Genomic DNA, 16,517 nt, shown 5'->3' with positions numbered 1-16,517 from the left:
GGTATCCGTTCAGCCCACCCGCCAGTTTCACCGGATCAGGCGTCAGATAGCGACCAACATCCGGATTGTAGTAGCGATGACGGTTGTAGTGCAGCCCGCTTTCCGGGTCGAAGTATTGGCCCTGGAAGCGCAGCGGGTTGGTGAGGGTGTTGACGTCCAGCTTCGCGATTTGGCCGTAGGCGCGGTAGTGCGCGGACCAGACGATTTCGCCATCGGATGCGGTGAGTTCTTGCGGGGTACCGAGGTGGTCGAGTTGGTAGTGGAAGGGTTTTACGTCTTCCGGGCCGTAGCCTTTCAGCAGCGCTAACGGGCGGAAGCTGTTGGGTTCGTAGAGGTAGCTCTGGTGGTGATCGGCGCTGTGTTCGGCGATCAGGGTGTCGCCTTGCCAGAAAAACTCGGTGGTCTGGCCGTTGAGGATTTTGGCGATACGCCGTCCAAACGGGTCGTAGCGATATGCTGGCCTCGGTACCGTCCGGCTGGGTGACGGCTGATCAGGCGGTGTTGGCAGTCGTAGCGGTATTCGGTGACCAACTGCTGCGCCCGGCCCCGGCGTTCGCGCAGGAGGTTGCCGAAGGCGTCGTAGTCGTAATGACGGTCGCCTTGCATCAACAAGCGGTTGCCTTTGACGATGCTGGGCCCGACTCGGTCTTGCATCAGCAGGTTGCCCGCCGGATCGTGGACGAAGCGTTCCTGCAGATCGTGCGAGTGGTTGGCGCGGGTCAGTCGGTCGAGTGGGTCGTAGTGGTAGTCGTGCTGGCCTTTACGGGGATCGAGGATGCGGGTCAGGTTGCCGCGTTTGTCGTAGTCGTATTGGCGGCGCTGGTGGCGTTGTTCCTGTTGGGTGATGGCGTGGGCGCTCAGGCGGCCCTGGTCGTCGTAGTGGTAGTGGCTGAGGAGTTGGCCTTGCTGGCGTTGGTGCTCGCGGCCGGATTTGAACAGGTGCGAGGTGAGCAGGTTGCCGTTGAGTTCGACGGTGCGGAGGTCGCCACCTTTGTCGTGGTGGAAGGCCAGGCGGTTGTTGTCGGGCAGGCGCAGGTAGTTGAGTTGGCCGCATTCGTCGTAGCCATAGCGCAAGGTGCCCCAGCCCTGGTGCTCGGCAGTGAGGCGGTTTTGCAGGTCGTATTCGTAGTGCAGCGGCCAGTGGCCGTCGTCGACGCTGAGGAGGTTGCCGAGGCGGTCGTAGGTGTAATTGACGCTGTTGCCGTCAGGCAGGGTTTTTCTTACGAGACGACCGGCCGCATCGCGCTCATAACCGGTAACCAGCTGACTGCCATCGTCGCCGTACTCGGTCTTTTCCAGCAGATGCCCGGCGAAATCATAAACATAGGCAGTGCGGCGGCCATCAAAGCCGGTTTCCTGCCGTATCAGGCCGTTGGCGTGGTACTCAAGCCGGTAGGTTTCCCCAACCTCATTTTCGATCTCGGTGAGTAACAACCGAACATTGTCGTAGCGGTATTTGAGCTGCGTACCGTCGGGATTAATCCGACGGCTGATCAGATGCAGGCCGTCGGCATATTCGTAGCGCGTAACCCGACCCAGCTCGTCGCGCTCTGCAGTGATTTTTCCGTACGGGTTGTAGCTGAATTCGCGAGTGGCGCCGTCGGGCTGAATCACTTTCAGCAAGCGCCCCACGGCGTCCCACTGATACTGGGTCAGCGCGCCATGCTCATCCTCGCAAGCCACCTGTCGCCCTAGGTCGTCATAGCGATAACGCCGCACACCGCCATTCGCCAGCTTCTCTTCGGTGAGCTGGCCACGTTCGTCCCAGATCAGCCGCTGGCTGCTGTTGTCCGGATACCAGACGCCGCTGAGCTTTCCGTGTTGGGTGTAGGTGTATTCGGTGTAATTGCCGTCCGGATCAGTCTTACGGGTGATATCGCCTTGATCGTTACGCTGGTATTTCCACACCGCGTCACCACGGCGTACAACCCGTACGAACCCGTTGTCATGCTCGTAGGACGTGGGTGCATCGTCACCGGGAAACAGCGCAATCAACCGACCGGCTTCGTCGTACTGATACGCCGTCACCGCCCCCAGCGGGTCCTGCTCGACCGTCAGCCGGCCTTTTTCATCGTAGGATTTGAAGTGCTGCGCGCCGTCCGGATCGATCCGCTGCACCAGCCGAGCGCGCTGGTCGTGGACGTAGACTTCCTGGCTGCCATCGGCGTTGTGTACGGTGACAGTGCCGTTGTCATCCCACACATACCGTGTGTCCATCTGCGAAAAACTGGCCCAGTGCCGGACACACCTTGCCGCCTTGCCAGGCCGTTCCCACTCCCAGAAGAAACTCGCCCCACCGGCCAGTTCCCGCTCCAGGATCACCTGTTGATCGTCGTAGCGATAACGTTCGCTTTCGCCTACCGCGTTGGTCGCTTCGATCAACCGCCAGGCATCGTCGTACGTGTAGGCAACAACGTTCTGCTCAGTAACCCAGCCGAGTTCCCGCTGCACCTGATAGTCGACCGCAACGATGTGTCCACGGTCATACCGCAGCAGCAATCCTTGGCCGACATGGTTATCGATCCGCTGAATTCGTCCGGAATAGTCTCGGGAAATGCGCAGCCGGTTGTCGTACGCGTCGCTGATCGACGTCAGCACCCCGTTGCGGAAATGGTAGAAAAGCGACGCCTGAGCCAGCACCAGTTCATCGGGCAACGAGCCCAGATAAATCGCCGCCTCCGCCAGGCTATTGGTGATGGCTGGCCGCGCAGCAGAGGGCAGGGGGAACGTGGTGCTGCGGTTTTCGTGATCGGTCCACACCACCGATTCACCGCTCACCACCAACCGCTGCGCCAGCGAATGACTCCAGCCAAACCCCAACCCGCAATCCAACTCCACGGCACTGCTGCGATACAACCGCGTCCAGGCAAACGGCAGCACACCTTCCAACGAGCCGTCAGTGAGGGTCAGTAGCTCCTCACCAGTAACCATCGAAACCGGGCAGCCATTGGTTGCGGTCTTATCTGCGGGAGCGGCCGCGTCACCGCCGTGGTTCTTCGCAGAGGAGGGAGCATCATCGACATGCGCTTTCTCGCGAACCGTCGTGTTCTGACGCGGCCCCCAGCGCATCTGCACGCCACCTTTTTTCAATCCCTCCACAGCGCCCCGAACCGCCACGGCCTTATAGCGATTCATTGCCCCCATAAAGCGCTGAAGAACGCCGAAAATACCCTTCACAAACTCAATGGCTGCCTCAACAATCCGAGCGCCATACCTGAGCGCACGCGAACTCAGATAAGCAATGCCCGCCGCAGGCAAAACAACCGTCAGCAACGCAGCCACCAACAAATCAATCAGCAACGACACCACAAAACCGGCCACCGCCTCGGCGGTACTCCCGGCAACTTCACTGGGGGGCAACGCCGACAGCCAAATCATCGCCGTGCGCAACATCAGGTACAGCGCCGCCTCATCGCTGGCCAGCAGCATCGCCTGTTCCATCACCTTTGGCGCAGTGCGAGCCAGCTCCATCAATTCGCTGGCTTTCGCCCCGAGGCTTTCAAACAGCTTGCCGGGGTCCTTGAAGATCTCCTGTACCTGCTTGATGGCGTCCCACACCCCGGTGATCGCCGCCCAACTTCCCGTCAGCACGCCATTGCCAATCGCGCTCGAAGTGGACCTTTCCCAATGCGGCCGGAAACCACCCCATTGCTTGCGAAGCCAGCTTTCCAGGTCCGCGGTCAAACCGTCGTATGACGAAAACAGTGCCTCGACGTGCTCGTCCGAAACACCGCCTTGCACCCGTATCCGGTAACGCTGGCCGGCCAGGCAATGGTGAGAGCCTTTTCCCTGTTCATCGAGCATGACGACGGTAGAACTGCCGTCATCCAGCCCAATCACCTCAACCGGGATGCCACCCAGCGGCACGTCGTACACTGACTCGAACTTGCTCTCGATCTCCAGTACGCCACTTTCCTCACAGCGCGCCACCGTCGAGAAGTTGTCATCGGTCATGCTCACCGACGTGCTCGAATCCCCCACCCGAATGATTCGGTCCATTCCCAGCAACGACGGCAAATCCGCTGCATGGCTGACCTTATCCAGCGCTTGCGAATACCAGGCGCCCACCTGCTGGCGATACACCGCCAGGCTCTGATGAAAGCCATCCAGTTCGTGTTCGATATGGGCAATGTGGGACGAAGAAGCAGTCATCCATGACGTCTCTGCAAAGGGGAGGCGTCGGAGTCTGCAACAGCAAAATGGGGCCTGGACGAGCGGTCCGGAAAATCAGATTGGGCTTACGAGGAGGGCGATTTTTTCCGTGCCAAGCTACTGCCCGGCACTACGTAAAACAGCGATTCAGCTCATTGACTGCAGCGATTCCCCCAGCATTGCGCTGGGAGGGAACCCGTGTCGATCAATCGTACAGCCACGGTTTCAGCTCTTGCAGGTTCTTCACCACGATCTGCTGGGCTTCGGGTTTAGGGTCCAGGTTCTTCGGATCGATCTGATAACGCTGCAGGACATATTTCACCAGTGCCTGGCGACTGGGGATTACCAACTGCCCGTCGACCATGCCGAAGTCCGTTTCGATGATCGCCCGCTGGGTCGGTGACAATCGCTGGTCCGGTGCAATCACCAGATCCACTGCGGTCTCCCACACCGTATCTTCGCCGATCAGGTTTTCTGACTTATCCAGCAACTCTGGTTCGCCCCTCAGGCGGCTGAGCACAAAGTCGCGGTACTTGCGGTTCTTCTCGCAGTAGGCCCGCACATGCCAGCGCATGCCTGTGTACACCAGGGTATGAGGTGCAATCAGGCGAATCTCCGGCTCCGGATTGGCCAGGGAAACGTACTCGGTTTCCAGGCGCAGCCCCTCGCGGCAGGCCTTGAGCAACGGGCGCAAAATTTGCGGGCGAATGGTGCGGTCGGGCACCTCCAACACTTTGGTATGGGCATAGGCCAGCGCGAGCCCTTCAATGTGCGGCGCTCGTTCATTGTTCTGGTACAGCAGGTGCAAATAGGCGCTGGCGCTGTCGTCGATGAACCTCGGCTTGAACAGTTTGCTCGGGACATAGCCCTTGAGCTGCTTGTCATATGTCAAGTTTCGGGGCGCATGCTCGTTGATGTACGTGTTGATGTCTTTAGACGCCTGCTGCCGGCTGATGCCGAAGCTCTGGATCAAGTGCCCCGTGGTCAGGCGCCCCTCCCACCAGGCGACTGTCTCGATCAAGCGATAGCGAAGTGCCAGGTCCCAGCGTACTTGCTCAATGGATTGCTTGCGTTTCATGACCCCTCCCATGTGTGCCATTACTTTACCTGTATCTGTCCACAGTATGGACCTGTAATAAAAGGCTACATATCGTGTGGCTGTCTTCGGGATTGCCCGGAGCTAAAAAAAGGAAAAAGGACATGGGTATGTCGGAGTTGATTTCGACAGGTGCGTTGGTGTTGATCGGTGTGATTCTGCTGGTGCTGTTGATGCAGTATCTGCGGCTGCGGGAGATCTGGAAGTTTGTGATGGGCTGTCGCACCGCGACACGCTGGGCGAAGATCCGGGAGATGGAGAATCGTGAATTGAAGCGGGCGTTGCGGGCCGAAAGGGCGCGGGTGGCAGCGTTGACGATGGTCTCTACCCCGACGGAGTAAGTGGCCCTTGAGTGAGGGGCATGCCTTAGTCGGATGGCTAATCGCCACCTCTTCAAGTAGCATCCCTCGGCGAAATTCGCGTGCACCTGCGCTGCTCAGTGTTTTTACAAGGCGCTGGACCGGGTTTTCGCACCTCGACGCTTGGATGGATTCTGAAAACAGTGTGATGACGGAAGAAGGAGTTTCTCGTGTCTCCCTACCCTTTGACTTATTCCCCCGTTGCCCTGTTCTCCAGCCGGCAAGGCGGTAATCCTGTGATCACATCATTGATCATTAGCGGGTTACTACCGCGAGATTCGACATTCTTTCAATGAAACGATGAGAGCTCTGATGAGTATTGATTTGGAATCCCCGAAGCACATTTATTCGAGCGTGGCTCGTGAAGTCGATGAGATTTTAAAAAAACTCGGAGCCTCGTCGACAGATGAACAAGTGTCCAAGGCGCAGAACCAAACTCGTGAAGTGCTGGGGCAATTTCAGGCAGAAATCAATGAACACATTGCTGCGCTGGAAGGGAGCGCCGAGTGGGACAAGTTCACCATCGCTTTCTACGGTGAAACCAATGCCGGAAAGTCCACGATCATTGAAACGCTGCGGATAATGCTTAACGAACGCAGCAAAGTTGAAACCCAGGCGCAATATAAAGCCCTGCAGGCGAAGGCCGGTTTGACTGAGGAAAACTTCGCAGCCTTACTGAAGTCGAGCCAGGACAGTGAACTGTTGCTGGCTGATCTGGAGTCCAAACTCGCTGAACTGGTGCGCTTTCACGATGATCGCCGTGGCGTGCTTGTGGATGAAGTCTCTCGCCTGCAGCAGCAGGTGGCAGACAAGAAAGCAAGCGCTTCACTTTGGCAGAAACTGCTGAACCTGTTTCGCAAGCTGCCGGAAGAGCATCAACAGGCGCGCAGCGCATTGGCCCTTGATGTTGCAGAAGCTGAAGGTATTGACGCGGTTGAGCACCTCAAGAAACAGCAACGCGAAGCCCAGCAACAAAAAGGCGAGGCCGAGCTTGAGCGCACGCGCCTTGAGCAGCAACTGAACCAGCTGGATGCCTTTGCCGACGGTGGGATCATCGGCAATGGCAGTTCTGATTTCACCCTCGATACCCAGGATTACGAGTTTCGCTCCGGGGAGCAACAATTCGTCTTGCTTGATGTGCCAGGTATTGAAGGCAAGGAAGCGAAGGTCATCGACAGTATTTGGTCGGCGGTGCGCAAGGCCCACGCGGTTTTTTATGTGACAGGCAAAGCCGCCGCGCCACAGAAGGGCGAGGGTGCCAACAAGGGAACCCTGGAAAAAATCAAAGAGCACTTGGGAGCACAAACTGAAGTCTGGACGTTGTTCAATAAGCGTGTGACTAACCCGATGATGCTAAGAGGCGATTTGGTAAGTGCAGACGAATTGGCCAGCCTGGATGACCTGAACAGTAAAATGCGCGAGCAACTGGGTGATAACTACCAAAAGGTTATTCCCCTGAGCGCACAGCCTGCCTTCCTGGCCGTTGCCGATTGCCTGCCGCCCGGTTCTCCCCATGCCAAGAACAAGGCCAAATTTCTCGCTAACTTCACGATGGATGAGGTGCTGCATAAAACCAATATCCAGCAGTTCCATCAGGTCCTGACGGGTGACTTGGTCAGCGATTACAAACACAAGATCCGGCGCTCAAACTTCAATAAGGCCAATCAGGTGGTCATGAATGCCAAGGACGAGTTCGACACGCTGCGCCTTCAATCATTCATGCCCCTGCGGGACCGTTTGAAAGAGGATGTGAAGGGGTCTTGCGACCAGTTGGACATCAGCCTAAAAGGCTTGAAAACCCGCCTGGAAACTCAGGGTGAGCAAGCGATCAACACGTTTAAAAATACGGTTCGGCGTCATATTTACGAACGTATTGAGCGTGATATCAGCAATGACAGCTTCAAGGCTGCGTTCGAAACCCTGATACAGGAAGGCCAGGCCACTCTGGAAGCGCAGTTGCCGAAGAAAATGGAGGCTGAGCTGCAACGCTTCCAGGCGGATATCGCCGACGTCATCGAGCGCTTCCAACAGTATGCCAGTGAGTTGCTGGAAGCTTACGCAAAGGTGCGAGTCGGCCGGATGGACACCAAGTTTGACTTGAAGATCGACATCGACAATGGCCTCAAGGTAAAGAACTTGCTGATCACGCTGGGCAGCGGAGCGCTGTTGTTCTGGAATCCGGCAGGCTGGGTGATCCTGGCATTGGGTATCGCCGGGGTGCTGTTCGGCGCGGGCAAGGCAGTCATCGGCTTTTTCAGCAGCGATTACAAAATGGCTCAGCAGCGTAAGTCGGTTGACGAGAACCTCGACAAGATCACTGCGCAACTGCGCCACTCCATGCGCGATAGCCTGGCCGATGCCTTTCCTGAACTGGAAAAGAAAGTCGAAGGCCTCAAGGACGCCCTGGCCGAGCCGGTGCGCCAAGTCAGCGAAATCAACAATACGCTGGTCAAGTCCATCGCTGAGCTGAACAAACTGTCCACCAAAATCGAATTAGCAGGTGCCAAATAATGGAAAAGACACTAGGTGCATTCAAGGCGCAGCAGACCCGGGCGCTGGCAATCCTCGAGAAACTCCAGGCCTTCCTCCAGCAGGGCGAAAGCGTTGGGGTACAGATTGACCAGCACCTCAAGGCCAAGTTGCAGACTGCTATCGAGGGCGTTGCCGGCGATAAACTGAAAATCGCCCTGGTGGGTGGTTTTTCCGAAGGCAAGACATCCATTGCCGCGGCCTGGATGGAGAAGCTGGATAAGTCCAGCATGAATATCAGCCATCAGGAGTCATCCAACGAAGTCAAAGTCTATGACGTCAGTTCAGAATTCGTGTTGATCGATACCCCAGGTTTATTCGGTTTCAAAGAGCAGTTCAACGCTGAAACCGACTCTATCGAAAAGTACAAAGACATCACCAAAAAGTACGTCAGCGAAGCGCACCTGGTGCTGTACGTGATGAACTCCACCAACCCGATCAAGGAAAGCCACAAGGATGACCTGACGTGGTTGTTCCGAACCTTGAACCTGTTGCCGCGTACGGTTTTTGTACTCAGCCGGTTTGATGAAGTGGTGGATGTGGAGGATGAGGCGGAGTACCAGAGCAACCTCAAGATCAAGCAACGCAATGTCACCGAGCGGCTACGCGACTTGATCAGCCTCACCCCAAGCGAGGCCGATGCCCTGGCAATCATTGCGGTGGCCGCCAACCCCTTTGACCGAGGCACCGAGTACTGGCTGGACAACCTGGATGAGTTCAAGGTTCTTTCCCACATTGGCACACTGCAAGATGCAACGTTGCGCAAGATCAAGGACAACGGCGGTGCGATCGCAATCGTAGAAGAGGCCAAGAACAGCGTCATTCGGGACGTACTCGACAAGCAACTGCCCGTCGCGGTCCAGAACGATGAAAAGATCGGTGAGGAGGTGGATAAGCTGATCACCATGAGCCTGCGCCTGGAAAAACAATTGACCTCTACCGACGCGCAGATTGGTGACGTGCGCGGTAACCTGCGTCAGTTTGTGGGTGAGTATTTCGCCGACCTGATCCTACAGGCCAAGGGCCTCAGTCAGGAAACGTTCACTGACTTTTTCGAGCGTGAAGTCGGCAGTGAAGGCGTCATGGTGACCACTCGCCTGCAAAACGAATTTGAGCGTCAACTACGGGCCGTGACGCTTGAAGTCAGCAAGATGAAAGTGGGCTTTGACGCCGAGGTCAATCACTTCAACAGCGCGGTCAAAGTCTTTGGCAAGCAAGGTTTGGACTACGTACTCAAAAGTAACCTGATCAATAATGGGACCATCCTCGCCACCCGGGACGGTCTTGTCAGTGCCGCCAAAATCGTCGGCCTGGACTTGGGCAAAATGCTCAAATTCAAACCTTGGGGCGCCGTCAACCTTGCCAAAGGCCTCAACGGTGCACTGGCGGTGGTTGGCCTCGCGATGGAAGCCTGGGATACCTGGGAACAAGCCAAGCGCGAACGGGCCTTTCGCGAAGCACTCGACCAGATGGTGAAGAACTTCGAGACCCAGCGCAGTGAATTACTGGCCCTGATCAACAGCCCGAAATTCACCGAAACCTTCTTTGCAGACTTTGTCGAGCTGACAGCAACGGTAGAGGGCGTAAAACGCGACGTGGCTCTACGTAAAGAACAGCGTCAGCGGTTTCACGCATGGCGAGCGATGGGAGAGGTGATCGAAGCGGAGTTTACGGTGGTGGGTTGAGACATCAAGCTCATGTGATACCCGGCGGCCTGCCTTATGGCGGGCCGTCATCAGCCGGCAGACAAAAACCTGATACACCCTCGCGACTTTCTTCAAACGCAACCAGGCCTGCATGCACCCGCTGCAGGGCCTCGATCTGACAGACCAACTGTTGCTTCTTCTCTGCAATGGCCCGATTAGCCCGCTGCCAGGGCAGCTCATCACCCTGGTACCCGCGCAGAATCACCTGCAACTCCTTGAGCTTGAAACCCAACTGCTGGGCGCACTTGATAAAACTCAGCAGCTCGACGCTCTGCGGGGAATAAATGCGGTAACGACCTTCCCGTTGTGGCGCTGGCAACAGGCCGATGGCCTCATAGTGACGAATCGCTTTGATGGTTGTGCCCGATAGTTGCGCGGCTTTGCCGATGTACATGAAAAGTCCTTTTCCCAAAGAGTGCGCCGGCCCGTTTCAGCCACTGTTCCCGGTGTGCTGGCGTAGAGCCCAACACCGGCCCGAACAGCAACGTCTTGATCGGCTGAATGCCACAAAACGCCAGTGTTGTCTTGCGCATCTGATGCAGCGCGGGCATGCGGTAGAACCACCTGTAATACCACGCTGGCGTGTCCAGGGTCACCAGCAAATGTGCACTTCGGCCCTTCAGGAGTTTGTCGGGGAAGGCTTTGCCTTTGCGGTATTTGAAGGCGAAACCAGACAGGAGAATTCGGTCGATAAAGCCCTTCATCAAAGCCGGGATGCCACCCCACCAGACGGGGAAGACAAACGTCAGGTGATTGGCCCAGAGGATGTCGGATTGGGCGTTGAGCAGGTCGGGTTCCAGGGGCTGGGTTTGGTTGTAGCCGTTGTGCAGGATGGGATCGAAAGTCAGATCGCCCAGGCGCAGGACGCGTACTTCGTGGCCGGCTGTTTTGGCGCTGGTGATGTAGGTGTCGGTGAGGGCAGAGCAGAAGCTGGTGCTGGAAGGGTGGCCGAGGATGACCAGGATGCGTTGGCTCATGGTGGTGGGGTCCTGAAAGTTGGGGGTTCAGGGTGAGGTGTGACCTTAGGGGGAGAGTCAAGAAGAGGCGGTGATTGGGAATGGCCAGGAAGACTGATCCCTTTCATTTGCAGGACGTTTCCTAGAGAATTCCAGGCGCTTGCGCCAGCAAAATCCCGCGACTAGTCTGCGTTCCGTCACTGCTTATTCAGTGATCGGGTTTAGTCGCCCGGACAACGCTAGGCGTACAGCGCCATCTCAAAGCCAGGTATTTATCGCCTGCACTTTATGGTGGCTGTGCGCAGGGCACCTTCGGGTGCGCCGGTGCCTAGCGGCCGGTCGACTAACCTGCGTACAGCTGCCACCTTCTGATCGTTTAGTCGCGAGAGGTTAGTGGTTTAACTCACTGCTAGGAGTTCTACCATGGTCAAAGTTACCCCCGATCCACCCACGTTCCGTAAAGCCTTACTCAGCGACAATGACGCCACTCGGCGCGCTATCGATCACTACCTCAAAGCACCTGAAGTACCGCCTTCACCCAACCCTTTTACCGTAGATGACGAACTGAGCTTCGAAGATGCGCTGGCCCATGCTGCCGAGTTGCTGCATTGCGCCGTGGCGACCGCCCAGGCGTCGACCGAGCCGCTGAACGGCGCGCAGCGGGCGGTGATGCATTTGGTGGAGATGTCGAAGGTGGTGGTGGATAGGGCGTTGGATTGCTTGCAGCCGAGGTGAGGATCCTAAGCCGAAACTGAGGTAACGATGCATTTGGTCAGCAACCTACTGACCAAATGCTAATCATCACGGCTCAGGGGCGCAGATCCCGGCAGACGATTGTCATCGAGTAAAGCTGTCCCCTCAGGCGTATGGCTTGAAGTCGTTGTTGTCGCGAGTGAGTAACTGCATCAGCTTGGGATGGATGAAGAGCTTTTCCTTGCCAACCTGAACCTCTTGCAGAACGCCGATGGCGACTAGTTCTTTGAGGTAACGGGAGGCTGCTTGACGCTGGGCAATCTGTTTGTCGACGACGTTGCTGATGCGGCAGTAGGGCTGTTCGAAAATGACGTCTACCAGCTCGCGGGAATAGGTTTTCGGCAGCTGCTCACGAACAAACTGGGAGGTGTGCTCGGACAGGCTGCGAATAGCGGCAATTTTTGCACAGGTCCAGCGTGCTGTTTCCTCCACGGCGCTGAGCATGTACAGCAGGGCTCCCAGGCTTGTTCGCGAGTGACGTCTAGCAACAAGCGGTAGTAATCGGCCCTATGGGCAATAATGTAACGGCTAAGGTAGAGAATCGGTAGATTCAGCAGGCCTTCCTGGATCAGATACAGGGTGTTGAGCACTCGCCCGGTACGGCCATTGCCGTCGGTGAATGGGTGAATGGCTTCGAATTGATAGTGACTAACCGCCATACGTACTAATGGATCCAGGTCGGTCTCGTTGTGCAGGAAGCGCTCCCAGTTGGCGAGCATGTCACGTAAGCGATCTTCGCCTTCCGGTGGGGTATAGATGATCTCGCCGGTTCGGTCGTTGGCTAGCTGGACTCCTGGCACCCGGCGTATATCCATGTTCACGCCTTTAAGCGTGCGGCAGATTTCGACTGCAGTACCGGTGGAGAGTGGGCGATCGGCCAGCGATTGATAACCTTTCTGCAGAGCTCTGCGGTAGCGCAGTGCTTCCTTGGTCGCTGGATCGGCATGGCTATCTCCATTCTGAGCATGCTGAAAAAGCAAGTCTGTGGTGGTGACGATACTTTCGATCTCCGAACTGTCCTTGGCTTCCAGCAATGGGATGGTGTTGATCAGCATTGTCTGGTTCGGGATCAACTCCGCCGGTTGCTTCAGCTCGGCCAAGGCTGTGCGGGCCTCAATGCAACGTTTGAGCACTGCACGGGTTTCCAAAACAGTTGCCGGTGGCAAAGTGGGAAGCTGGTTGTAGGGCTGTAAACATGTGTGCACTACGTGTCGCTATATTTTGATTTCTGCGACACGTCTTGATGTCATGTCGTTGGTAACGACAGGTATGCGAAACGTGTTCTTGGAACGGGCTTTTAGCGACGTATCAGGCGAATGTCCTGAGGATGGAAAAGACGGCTTGCGTGCCTTGGAGCGGTTGGCGCGTTCTCAAATAGCTCGATGCCTGGCAGGTGTAGCGCATTTCTTCCAGGCATTAAAAAGCCGGCTTGTGGCCGGCTTCTCGGGGACTGGTTCAGCTTATTTTTGGTAAGCCTCACCAGCCTTCAAATCGTTCACCCAGACTCGCGCCTGAGTGATAAGGGGCATCAGCGGGAACTCCTCCGCATCGCCAGGCAGGGCGGACCGGCTTCACGCCAACCCCCTACCAAATGTGCGGCGGATAATACCCACATTCGCCTCAATTTCCCAGCTCCAGATCCGATTTAGAGCCTTCGTAGCCTAATAAATGCTCATCCAGCGGCACCGGCGGGCGGCGGTTATTCAGTGTCGCCCACCAGAATACCCAACCCAGAATCTCAAAGTTCTGCTCGTGCCGCTGTTCGTAGGTCAAAAACTCGTCCGGATGCTCGGCGCTGTTGTGGCTGCGCATCCGCAGGCCGCCTCCGGGGCGGTTGTAGAGGTATTTGATCCTTAGCATTCCATCGTGCTGTACCGCGTAGATTTCGCCGTCGATGATCTGTTTGCGGCCACAGTCGATGGCGAGGGTACTTCCGTCCTGGATGATGTCGATCATGCTGTTGCCGACCATGTAGGCACCGAGTGCCCGCTCCGGGCTTACGCCGATGGTTTCAAGGGCGTGCAGGGAGAGGCGGATGCTTTCGGTTGAGGTGAATGTGGGGTGGAGGGGAATCTCCACGTCGATTTTTACCGGGCCGGAGACCGGGTGGGTGATGTAGTTGCCAGTGCTTTCCCTGGCGATACGGTGGGAGTGGTCTGCATCGGGGCCGTCCAGTTGGTAGTTGACGGGTGGATGTTTGGGGCCTTCGCCGGTACGCAGCCAACGGCTGGTGACGCACAGCAGTTCTGCGATCTCGTTGAGTCGGCCCATGGGGACGCCGCGTTTGAACCAGTTGTTTACGTGTTGAGGCGTAACATCGCGGTTCTTGGCGAAGTCGGAAGCGGAAAGATGAACTTCCCGTAATAGCACTCTTAAGCGATCACCTGATGTATTCATAAACGCAGAGTTTACTGGCCGTTAAAATAGATCAAATAAACCATGCGTTGAGTTGCCGTATGTAGGTGTTTCCTTATTGCGGGAATGTTCTACTGGTTAACTAAGTTGGTTAAACAGTTGCTGTAAATGCGTTTATTAAAATGCTCGGATGTTTATATTTTTCCCACAAAAAAAGCCCCGATTAATCGGGGCTTTTTTAGAGCGAGTAGCGGTATCAGCCTTTGTAGGCAGCGACCGACTTCATGATCTCGGCGCGGGCGGCGTCTGCGTTGCCCCAACCGTCGATCTTCACCCATTTGCCTTTTTCGAGGTCTTTGTAGTTCTCGAAGAAGTGTTTGATCTGTTCCAGCAGCAGTGGCGGCAGATCGGTGTATTCCTTCACGTCGACATACAGCTGGGACAGCTTGTCGTGTGGTACTGCGATAACTTTGGCATCGCCGCCGCCGTCGTCAGTCATGTTCAGGATGCCGACCGGGCGTGCGCGGATAACCGAGCCTGGAGTAACCGGGTAAGGGGTCACGACCAGCACGTCGAGGGGGTCACCGTCGTCTGCCAGGGTGTTGGGGATGAAACCGTAGTTGGCCGGGTAGAACATCGGGGTGGCCATGAAACGGTCAACGAACAGGCAGTCGCTGTCTTTGTCGATTTCGTATTTGATCGGCGCGTGGTTGGCCGGAATCTCGATGGCGACGTAGATGTCGTTCGGCAGGTCTTTGCCAGCCGGAATCTTGCTGTAGCTCATTGGGCGTTGCCCCCGTAGTTGGCCATGAAACATGGCCGGATTGGCCTAAAAGTGGCGGCGATTATAGGCATATTCTGACGCCGATGCCATGCGTCAGACGTCGTAGGGCGCTTGGCGTTCAGTCTGATACCGCACGTCGGCGGCCTGCAGCTGATGCAGGCGCGCCAGGGGATCCTGGCGGTAGAAGTGGCTCAGTTGTTCGTATACCTGTGGATAACTGCTGACCAGCAAATCCGGGGCACTGAAGAAATATTCGCTGGTGACGGCAAAGAACTCGGCCGGGTTTTCCGCGGCGTAGGGGTCGATGGCAGTCTCGGCGTCTGGGTTGCGGTCGAGCTGGCGGTTGAGGTCGTCGAAGGCGCTTTGCATGACGCTGGCCCATTCCTGCACCCGCATGTCGTGGTGCAACGGCGGCAGGCCGTTGGCGTCGCCGTTGAGCATGTCCAGCTTGTGGGCCAGTTCGTGGATCACCAGGTTGTAGCCTTCCCAGTTGCCGCTGGCCAGCACGCCGGGCCAGGCGAGGATCACCGGACCTTGCTGCCAGGCTTCGCCGCTGTGCTCGCCGTCCCATTCGTGTTCCACGCCGCTGGCGTCCCGATGGCGCTGGGGGCTGAGGAAGTCGTCGGGATACAGCACGATCTCGTGGAAACCCTGGTACCAGTCGAGGTCGCCAAGGTTCATCAGCGGCAGTTGTGCCTGGGCGGCGAGCAGCAGGCGTTGTCCCTGGTGCAGTTCGACACCGGGCAGGGCGGTGAGGTGTTTTTCGGCGAGGAACACCACGCAGGCTTCCCGCAGCCACTGGTCTTGCTCGGCAGTGATGCCGTCGAGGAAGGTCAGGTGATGGCGCACCCGTTGCCACGTTTCATCGGCAATCGGGTGCTTGGCCAGCAGGCGCCGGCGACGCCAGGCGCTGAGGGACCACATCGCAGGTTACTGCGGCTTGGCTTCGGTGGAATTGCGGCCAAAGCGGCTGCGGAACACGCCGATGATCATCGGTACCAGCGACAGCAGGATGATGAACACCACCAGCAGCGACAGGTTTTTCTTGATGAACGGCACGTTGCCGAAGAAGTATCCCAGGGTTACCAGGCCGCCGACCCAGAGGACGGTGCCGAACACGCTGAAACCGAAGAAGCGCGGGTAAGGCATTTTAGCGATACCGGCGACGAACGGTGCAAACGTGCGCAGGATCGGCAGGAAGCGCGCCAGGGTCACGGTTTTTCCGCCGTGCTTGTCGTAGAAGTCGTGGGTTTTTTGCAGGTAGTCGCGGCGGAAGATCTTCGAGTTGGGGTTGCTGAACAAGCGTTCCCCGGCCGTTCGTCCGATCACGTAGTTGGTACTGTCACCCAGGATGGCCGCGAGCATCAGCAGGCCGCCCAGCAATATCGGGTCCATGCCGCCGCCCGCTGCAACAGCGCCGGCGATGAACAGTAAGGAATCACCCGGCAGGAACGGCATGACCACCAGGCCTGTTTCGCAAAAGATAACCAGGAACAGAATGGCGTAGATCCACACTCCGTAGTTTCTCACCAGCATGTCGAGGTACACGTCGAGATGCAGGATAAGGTCGAGCGGGTTGAAATCCATGGATGGCACCTGTGTGAATGGCCTGGCTCAGCGGGCCTGTGCGGAGGCTTCGGGTAATAAGGGCTACAAGGTTGTGGCGTAATTCTTACGACCCTGAAAGGTCCGCATTATACGGATAGAGTCGTGAAAAGCGTGTTGGTTTTGTAGCGGGGGATGTCGCGGCATCGATCTTATTGTAGACACAGAGTCAGTGTGGGAGGGGGGCTCCCACAACCGATGCATGAGGTTTGGTTAATAGAT

At 57.0% G+C, this 16,517-nt stretch carries 11 protein-coding genes and 2 pseudogenes; 4 read left to right on the top strand and 9 right to left on the bottom strand.

Features of this window, described 5'->3' with window-relative positions; genetic code table 11:
- Both JFU58_RS13425 and JFU58_RS13420 read right to left on the bottom strand, forming a co-directional pair.
- Positions 1-4,152: pseudogene (locus JFU58_RS13425) on the bottom strand (DUF6531 domain-containing protein); the annotation flags it as partial.
- 205 nt (positions 4,153-4,357) lie between these two features.
- Positions 4,358-5,230: a WYL domain-containing protein gene (locus tag JFU58_RS13420; RefSeq protein ID WP_102369981.1), complete on the bottom strand. Its 873-nt coding sequence runs from the start codon at positions 5,228-5,230 to the stop codon at positions 4,358-4,360.
- Positions 5,231-5,352: 122 nt separating this feature from the next.
- Here JFU58_RS13420 and JFU58_RS13415 point away from each other — a divergent pair, with 122 nt between their 5' ends.
- The 3 genes from JFU58_RS13415 (at position 5,353) to JFU58_RS13405 (ending at position 9,821) form a co-directional block, all read left to right on the top strand.
- Positions 5,353-5,589, top strand: a complete 237-nt coding sequence (locus JFU58_RS13415; protein WP_177071862.1) for a hypothetical protein — start codon at positions 5,353-5,355, stop codon at positions 5,587-5,589.
- 330 nt (positions 5,590-5,919) lie between these two features.
- Positions 5,920-8,118 carry a hypothetical protein gene (locus JFU58_RS13410; RefSeq protein ID WP_201140888.1) on the top strand — a complete coding sequence of 733 codons (2,199 nt, stop codon included), beginning with the start codon at positions 5,920-5,922 and terminating at the stop codon, positions 8,116-8,118.
- On the top strand, positions 8,118-9,821 hold the full coding sequence (locus JFU58_RS13405; RefSeq protein ID WP_177071860.1) for a LeoA/HP0731 family dynamin-like GTPase: 1,704 nt from the start codon (positions 8,118-8,120) through the stop codon (positions 9,819-9,821). Before JFU58_RS13410 ends, JFU58_RS13405 begins: the two co-directional genes overlap by 1 nt.
- Before the next feature lie 34 nt (positions 9,822-9,855).
- Here the strand turns inward: JFU58_RS13405 and JFU58_RS13400 are convergent, their stop codons facing one another.
- Both JFU58_RS13400 and JFU58_RS13395 read right to left on the bottom strand, forming a co-directional pair.
- Positions 9,856-10,236, bottom strand: a complete 381-nt coding sequence (locus JFU58_RS13400) for a MerR family transcriptional regulator (RefSeq protein WP_177071859.1) — start codon at positions 10,234-10,236, stop codon at positions 9,856-9,858.
- Entirely contained in the window at positions 10,175-10,819 is a 645-nt protein-coding gene (locus JFU58_RS13395) for an NAD(P)H-dependent oxidoreductase (RefSeq protein ID WP_177071858.1), read from the bottom strand. The genes JFU58_RS13400 and JFU58_RS13395 overlap by 62 nt, the downstream gene beginning before the upstream one ends.
- A 402-nt stretch (positions 10,820-11,221) precedes the next feature.
- On the opposite strand from JFU58_RS13395, the gene JFU58_RS13390 reads away from it, so the two are divergent.
- Entirely contained in the window at positions 11,222-11,533 is a 312-nt protein-coding gene (locus tag JFU58_RS13390; RefSeq protein ID WP_102369971.1) for a DUF6124 family protein, read from the top strand.
- Positions 11,534-11,656: 123 nt separating this feature from the next.
- On the opposite strand, the pseudogene fic reads toward JFU58_RS13390, so the two are convergent.
- The 5 genes and pseudogenes from fic to JFU58_RS13365 form a co-directional block, all read right to left on the bottom strand.
- Positions 11,657-12,756, bottom strand: a pseudogene (gene fic, locus JFU58_RS13385) (protein adenylyltransferase Fic).
- A gap of 415 nt (positions 12,757-13,171) precedes the next feature.
- A complete protein-coding gene (locus JFU58_RS13380) occupies positions 13,172-13,948 on the bottom strand; it encodes a LexA family transcriptional regulator (protein ID WP_201140887.1) in 777 nt (258 codons plus the stop codon).
- 214 nt (positions 13,949-14,162) lie between these two features.
- A complete protein-coding gene (gene ppa, locus JFU58_RS13375; RefSeq protein WP_003176323.1) occupies positions 14,163-14,690 on the bottom strand; it encodes an inorganic diphosphatase in 528 nt (175 codons plus the stop codon).
- 93 nt (positions 14,691-14,783) lie between these two features.
- On the bottom strand, positions 14,784-15,614 hold the full coding sequence (locus JFU58_RS13370) for a M90 family metallopeptidase (protein ID WP_201140885.1): 831 nt from the start codon (positions 15,612-15,614) through the stop codon (positions 14,784-14,786).
- Positions 15,615-15,620: 6 nt separating this feature from the next.
- Entirely contained in the window at positions 15,621-16,277 is a 657-nt protein-coding gene (locus tag JFU58_RS13365) for a DedA family protein (protein ID WP_008436520.1), read from the bottom strand.
- Positions 16,278-16,517 lie beyond the last annotated feature (240 nt).

The sequence above is a fragment of the Pseudomonas sp. TH34 genome (genome assembly GCF_016650865.1).
Taxonomy (GTDB): Bacteria; Pseudomonadota; Gammaproteobacteria; order Pseudomonadales; family Pseudomonadaceae; genus Aquipseudomonas; species Aquipseudomonas yamanorum.
This window is presented reverse-complemented; position numbering and strand designations above follow the sequence as displayed.

Bases quoted from the DNA above. Each gene is read 5' to 3' on its own strand.
- JFU58_RS13380 (WP_201140887.1), bottom strand. From the start codon at position 13,948: ATGAATACATCAGGTGATCGCTTAAGAGTGCTATTACGGGAAGTTCAT.
- JFU58_RS13395 (WP_177071858.1), bottom strand. From the start codon at position 10,819: ATGAGCCAACGCATCCTGGTCATCCTCGGCCACCCTTCCAGCACCAGC.
- JFU58_RS13400 (WP_177071859.1), bottom strand. From the start codon at position 10,236: ATGTACATCGGCAAAGCCGCGCAACTATCGGGCACAACCATCAAAGCG.
- JFU58_RS13405 (WP_177071860.1), top strand. From the start codon at position 8,118: ATGGAAAAGACACTAGGTGCATTCAAGGCGCAGCAGACCCGGGCGCTG.
- JFU58_RS13410 (WP_201140888.1), top strand. From the start codon at position 5,920: ATGAGTATTGATTTGGAATCCCCGAAGCACATTTATTCGAGCGTGGCT.
- JFU58_RS13365 (WP_008436520.1), bottom strand. From the start codon at position 16,277: ATGGATTTCAACCCGCTCGACCTTATCCTGCATCTCGACGTGTACCTC.
- ppa (WP_003176323.1), bottom strand. From the start codon at position 14,690: ATGAGCTACAGCAAGATTCCGGCTGGCAAAGACCTGCCGAACGACATC.
- JFU58_RS13390 (WP_102369971.1), top strand. From the start codon at position 11,222: ATGGTCAAAGTTACCCCCGATCCACCCACGTTCCGTAAAGCCTTACTC.
- JFU58_RS13370 (WP_201140885.1), bottom strand. From the start codon at position 15,614: ATGTGGTCCCTCAGCGCCTGGCGTCGCCGGCGCCTGCTGGCCAAGCAC.
- JFU58_RS13420 (WP_102369981.1), bottom strand. From the start codon at position 5,230: ATGAAACGCAAGCAATCCATTGAGCAAGTACGCTGGGACCTGGCACTT.
- JFU58_RS13415 (WP_177071862.1), top strand. From the start codon at position 5,353: ATGGGTATGTCGGAGTTGATTTCGACAGGTGCGTTGGTGTTGATCGGT.